Annotated in this window: 3 protein-coding genes and 1 pseudogene; all 4 read right to left on the bottom strand. The window is 57.8% G+C overall.

Going from position 1 to position 6,293, the window contains the following annotated elements; genetic code table 11:
* The coding region (locus ACPYOJ_RS33570) for a S8 family serine peptidase (protein WP_481420101.1) at positions 1-1,363 on the bottom strand (1,363 nt) is incomplete at its 3' end.
* Between the two features lie 410 nt (positions 1,364-1,773).
* Positions 1,774-2,082, bottom strand: a pseudogene (locus tag ACPYOJ_RS33565) (methyltransferase); the annotation flags it as partial.
* A gap of 47 nt (positions 2,083-2,129) precedes the next feature.
* Positions 2,130-4,592: a malto-oligosyltrehalose synthase gene (gene treY / locus ACPYOJ_RS33560; RefSeq protein WP_481420100.1), complete on the bottom strand. Its 2,463-nt coding sequence runs from the start codon at positions 4,590-4,592 to the stop codon at positions 2,130-2,132.
* Entirely contained in the window at positions 4,589-6,292 is a 1,704-nt protein-coding gene (gene treZ / locus ACPYOJ_RS33555; RefSeq protein ID WP_481420099.1) for a malto-oligosyltrehalose trehalohydrolase, read from the bottom strand. Before treZ ends, treY begins: the two co-directional genes overlap by 4 nt.
* Between the last annotated feature and the right edge of the window lies 1 nt (position 6,293).

Below are 6,293 nucleotides of genomic sequence, written 5' to 3'. Positions count from 1 at the left end.
ATCCTGCAGTGCCCAACATGTCGGTTGAGGTGATCCACAACGTTCCTCTGCCCGAAGAGATCGTTGACAGCCAGGCTGTCGGAGCCAAGAGATCCAAGCATGTTCCGAAGGGGGAAAGATCGTCGAGCAAATCTCGGTTGGTCGAGCGCCCCACCGCGATCACACTGTCCAGCGACGGAAGGCGGGAGGAGCTGCAATCGTCGACGTGCAAGTTTCGCATGGCAAGCAAGACGACGCTGCCCAGTCCCCCGCGGCCCGAAGTTGCCGCACTGTTCAGAGCATTTTCGAGCGCCGGAGCCGCAGGATAGCTCCAACTGTTCGATATGACTGCTGCACCGTGGTTCTCAGCGTAGCCGATTGCCGCGGCGACTGTCGAAGCAGCGGATGACGCGCCTATGCGGAGCAGCATCAGATTGCATTGAGGGCAGCTGCCCGTGACACCGGCCGAATTGTTGCCTCTTGCTGCGGCGACCCCGGCTACGGCCGTGCCATGCCTGCTGCCGCTGGCTATATCAGGCCCCGAGGGATCGTTGTCATTCTGGACGAAATCCCAGCCGCCTACCACATTGGGCTGCAAGTCGGGATGTGTTACCTCGAAGCCGAAGTCGATAATCGCAATCGTTGTAGCGGCCGCACCTTGCTCCATATCCCACGCCAGCGACGTGTCGATGTCTGCGTCCTCCTCACCCATGCCCTGCGCGGTGTTGCGATGATGCCATTGGTGTCCGAACAGCGGGTCGTTCGGCACGAATTCGTGTGGCTCGACAACGGTGATGAAGTCGGGATGCGCAAACTCAACGAGATCGGTCATTGATTGAAACCGGGCGCTAATCTGCAAAGCGTCGGCCTTCGAGGTGTCGTCGACCCGCAAGACAAACTGGTTCGCGAAATAGATACTCGCCTCTACGATCGACACCGAATTTTGGGCGACCAGATCCCGTATCCGCTCGCCCGACAGCTCCGGCCTGAATTGAACGATGAGGTCGTCGGTGATGATGAGCGGGTTGTCGATGCCAGATGCTGTCCCGACAATCCCGGCTTGCGCTATCAGCTCGCCGCCCTCCCGCTTCAGGGTGCGTGGAAGCTGAACCAGTTCAGCCCGCTCCTGCCTGCGGCCGATATCGAGGATGTACAGTCCTCCCGGCAATTGGTCCGCGATTTTGTACCCACGGCTGTCCGTGAACTCCCTGATCTTCTCGAATGTAGCCTCTTCGCGGGCGAGAACGCCGATCCGGCTGGAGTTAATCGAGAGCGGAACCTTTTCGCCCTGCAACGCCAGGAAGTCCGCCGGCTCCTGGCCTGCCGCGTATCCGTCTAACAGGAATATGGCTATTACCGCGGCAAAAACAGTACGGATCCGCATGGACTTGTCTCCGCGCGACACTGCCATGGATTACAAAGGGCGGCTTCCGCGCCATAACACTAGGAGGCGTCAACGAAGCCGCTGCCACCCGCTCGGTTCACGCAGCAAGTATAGCCTCGTTTCAAGGGAGCGAAAATAGCCCCGACGTATTATGTATGATTCATGTTTTAATAATCAGAGATTTATTCGCTAACATATTACAATATTCCTGTTAATGTACGTAATCGTCGACGCTGAATGGAAAAATTGATCTTTGACTTCTTTGGTTACGTGCTTTTCGTGCGTAGTATTGATCTTAGAAGGTGGCTTTTTTGATGGACTGAGGCCGGCAGGATAATCTGGGGAATTAGCGTTGCAGGCGATGTCACGTTGTTTCATCACTGATCGAAGATGGTGTGACACCTGCAAAGTCAGGCATGCGCGCCGGTCACGGCCTTCCAGTGCGCCATGGCGCGGATACGATGGATATGGGTGGCGAGAGCTGAGCGTTTTTGATGCGGCGCGACAAACCCGCCGGGGGTTTCGATTAGCATGTTCAGGCTCATCAGGAGCCCAAAGGCGTTCTCGCGGCGCTCGTCATCGATGACGGGGTCAGAGGCGATCACCGCCCCGCCTTTTCGGCAGCGCGGCAAAGGCCTTTCCAGCAGCAGCTTCTTCTCGGCGAGATCCCAGTCGTGCAGGATATGTCCCATCACGATCACATCTCGAAGGCGCGGCAGAGGCAGGAGGGCCTTGTTTGTTGCTTTAGATACTAAGGATTTGGCGCTCAGGAAGCAGGAGCAATCAGAGCCACAGGCTGCGCCGCCAGCACCATGGGTAAGTCCAGTTCACCATGGCATTCAAAGACCTTCCCATTGAGCAAGTCACGTTTGGGGCCGCCAAAGCCGGAACGCAGGGAAATCCTTGTATCTTCCCAGAACCCGGGATCGGCAAGCTGACCACCAAGATCTAGCCACGCGGCCATTAGTCTCGGAACTATCGTTATGGAGTGGTCGCCGTCGCGTTCTCTAGCAAACGCGAGGACATGACTTTTCCGTCGGCCGGTGACCGCGAGCGGCAGGTAATTCCCTTTTAGAAAGAGCTCCGGCTTTCGGTTCCGCAGCCTTAAGCCAATCTGAATGATGCGCTGCTTCAGGGCCGGCATGCTCAGCTTCGTCATGGGTTGATCTTCGGCCATCCGGCGCGAGAGTTCTTTCCTGTCGACGGAACGACGGTTGTCGGGATCGACGAGACTAAAATCGAATCCTTCTGTGCCTTGATAAATGTCGGGAATGCCGGGCGCTGTGAGCTTGATGAGGGTTTGAGAGAGGCTGTTCATGTATCCGGCTCGAATAATCGACGTCAGCACCCTCGCGAAGTCTTCGTGGAAGGACAGGTTCGACGACGAGGTCAGCGCCGCGGCATAGGTCTTTACCGCCTCTTCGTAGGCGGAATTCTGTTCATTCCAGCTTGTCGCGAGCTTGGCTTCGCGGACGGCCTTTTCAACATAATTTACGAAACGGTCCGTCAATCCTTCCACGGCGCCATTCCGGAAGTCTTCGGGCCAGATGCCTGCAAGCGCCTGGTAAAGCATCCACTCCGTATTGCGTTCCGGTACAGGTCTCTCGTTTAAATTCAGTTTGTGGCGATCATTCATATCCCGCCACCGTTCGAAGCCGCGCCGCCAGAGATCCGGCTCCTCGCTCAATGCATACAGTCGGGCGCGGGCGTCCTCGCCGCGCTTGGTGTCGTGCGTTGAGGTCGCCGACAGACCGTGGGGCTGGAACTGGGCGCGCGCCTGCATCAACGCATGGAACGTCTCGATCCCGCCCGGTTTGAGATTCGGTTCGCCTCCAACTTCGTTGGCCGCCAGCAGCCTGTTGTGACGATAGAAGAGGGTGTCTTCCACCGCCTTGGCCATGACGGGGCCGCTCAGCTGCTGGAAGCGAGCACGGAATTCTGGATGAGAGCCGGTCCTGATCAAGGTTGCGATGGATTCGAGGGTGGAGCGACATGAAACATGTCTTGCCGCTTCCGACAGAATCGTTTCAAGAACTCCGGAGTCCTGCTGGTTCAATGGTCCGTTGTTCCCGTAGGTCCTGTAGACGGGGAAGGCTACGAGAAGTTCCCGGACTGCCTCCGCAACATCGTTTTCTTGTAGCTCCGGATGTGCGGTGCGGACTAGCTGGACGAGCCTTGCCGTCTCGCCTTCGAAGTTGCGTTCGATCATCAACGATTTCGCGGCACGCAGGCCGGCGGAAAAGTCGGACGTTTCCGGGCACACCATTGCATAGGACGAGCCAAGCTCGTCGAACCCGCCGGCATCAATGAGGAGGGTACTGAGGGCGGTGATGAACTCATATCCCGTGGTGCCCTGCACCGGCCAATCTTGCGGTAGCCTCTCGCCATGGCCGAGGATCTTCTCGACCACGATGAAGACGTGCGGGCCGACGGCCTCTCGCAGTCGGCTGAGATAGGCAGCCGGATCGGCGAGACCGTCGATATGATCGAGGCGCAAGCCCTGCACGTGGCCAGCGCGCACGAGTTCGAGGATCAGCCGATGGCTGTCGAGAAATACCTTCTCATCTTCGACCCGCAGGCCCACGAGCCCTGTCACTTCGAAGAAGCGCCGGTAGCTGAGATGTCTTGCCGCCTGTTTCCAATGGGTGAGCTGCCAATGCTGCGCATCGTGGACCGCGGCGATTTGCAACCGGTCCTTGGGATCCGAGACAGCTTTGGCGCTTTCTGGGGCAAGAGGCAGCAACGTTTCGCGATAGGCAAGGCGCCACTCGTCCCCATCCCGATCGCGGCGCAGCTCGAATTCTCCGTCGGCAAGCGCGTCTTCAAAACGCTTTTCGAGGATCGGCAACGTAAGCCGCTCGGTCCAGTCGATATCGAAATAATTTGCATAGGCGCTCTGGCTGCCGAATTTGAGGACGTCGCCCCACCAGGCATTCTCGGGTGATGCAGCCATATGATTTGGCACGATATCAAGGATCAGGCCGAGACCTGCCTCCTTCAGTTGGGCGCTCAAAAGCTCAAAGCCTTTACGCCCGCCGATGGCGGAGTCGATCTCGTTACAATTTGTAACATCGTAGCCGTGCGTCGACCCACTGGTGGCGGAAAAGATTGGGGACGCATAGAGATGGCTGATGCCGAGTTCCTTAAGATATGGAACGGACTCTGCGGCAATCTCAAACGTTACGCCGTTCCGGAACTGAAACCTGTATGTGGACGTGGGCGTGTTCATTGGCTCATGCTCCAGATGACAGACCAGGGCGCCATGGCGTTCGCGTTAACCGAGCCCAGCTTGAGGATGTCCTCTGCAAGTTCCGGCGGAACGATCGACGCTTCTGTGTCCGCCAAATTCGTCAAGAGGTGAAGCCGGACGCCGTTCGCCAGACGCCAGTCGACTTTCAGTACGCTACCTTCGTTGCCGAAGCTCCCGCTCTTTCCACCGGCATTCTTCAGCAAGGGAACGATACGTCGGCGCCTGATCCCAAGAAGCGCCTTGTAAAAATCAAGCATCTCCGACGAGAAGGCACCGCTCAGGGTTGACCAATCCAGCTTCGCCGAAACGAATGTCGACCACGCCGTCGGATCGAGCAGTTCTTCCGCATCGAACCCAGGCAGTCGCGAAAGCTCTTCACGCCGGCCCTTTTTTACCGTCTCACTGAGTTCCTCGGCGAAGTCGCAGAAATAGGGGAAGGGTGCCTGCGATCCCCATTCCTCCCCCATGAACAGCATCGGGATTTGTGGAGCCAGTAAGTATATTGCCGTGACCGCCTTGACGGCCTCGATGGGATGCGAAGTGATCATCCGGTCGCCCATAGCTCGGTTGCCGATCTGATCATGATTCTGAACGAAGGAGATGAACGCGGTCGGCGGGAGCTCGGCACTTGGCTTGCCCCTCGCTTGGCCTCGATAGGGCATGTGCTCGCCCTGGAAGACGAATCCTTCCGCCAGCGCACGTCCGATTTTGTCCAGATTATTTGCGTAGTCCGCATAATATCCGAACGTCTCGCCGGTCGCCGCGATGTGCAGCACGTGGTGCACGTCGTCGTTCCATTGAGCAGTGAAGAGGCTGGCCTCACCGTCAGGAGCCCTCTTCAGGAGATCGCTGTTGTTGTCCTCGTTTTCCAGAATGAGATGAACTCGTCTGTCTCCGGCCGCTGCTCGGACACGGCGTGCAAGCTCGTGGAGTAAATGCTCCTCGCTATCGTCCTTGATTGCATGTACCGCATCCAGGCGAAGCCCATCGAGCTTGAACTGCGTGATCCAGTAGATTGCGTTCTGGATGACGAATTCCCGTATCGGCTTCGAGGCATCGCCATCGTAGTTGATGCCGTTGCCCCACGGAGTCTTGTGATGGTCGCTGAACAGTGGCGCGTACGCCGGCATGTAGTTCCCGTCCGGTCCGATGTGATTGTAGACCACGTCGAGGAAAACGCAGATATCGCGTTCATGGGCTGCATCGACCAGCTTCATCAGATCCTGAGGGTGTCCATAGCTGCTGTCCGGGGCATAGGGCAGGACACCGTCATAGCCCCAGCCGTAGCTTCCCGGAAAGTCGCCGACTGGCATAATCTGAATGGCGGTGACGCCGATATCCTTCAGATGGTCGAGACGCTGGATGGCGGAGAGGAACGTCCCGTCTTCGGTGAAAGCGCCGATATGGAGCTCGTAGATTACCATCTCCTCCCACGGCCGGCCTGACCACCCGCGGGAGAGCCATCCATAGGATTCGAGGTCGATGACCTGGCTCGGACCGTGGACATCCTGGGGCTGGAAGCGGGAGGCCGGATCTGGAACCTCAAGTTCGTCCTGAAGGACGAACTTGTAAGTCATTCCTTCGCAGGCCCCAGATACCTCCAAGGTATGCCATCCATCATGAGAGCGCGCCATCTCGTGTCGTTGATCAGCTATCTTCAACGAAATGCGGTTCTGCAGC

It is taken from the genome of Rhizobium sp. SVR5-9E (assembly GCF_056755095.1).
This window is presented reverse-complemented; position numbering and strand designations above follow the sequence as displayed.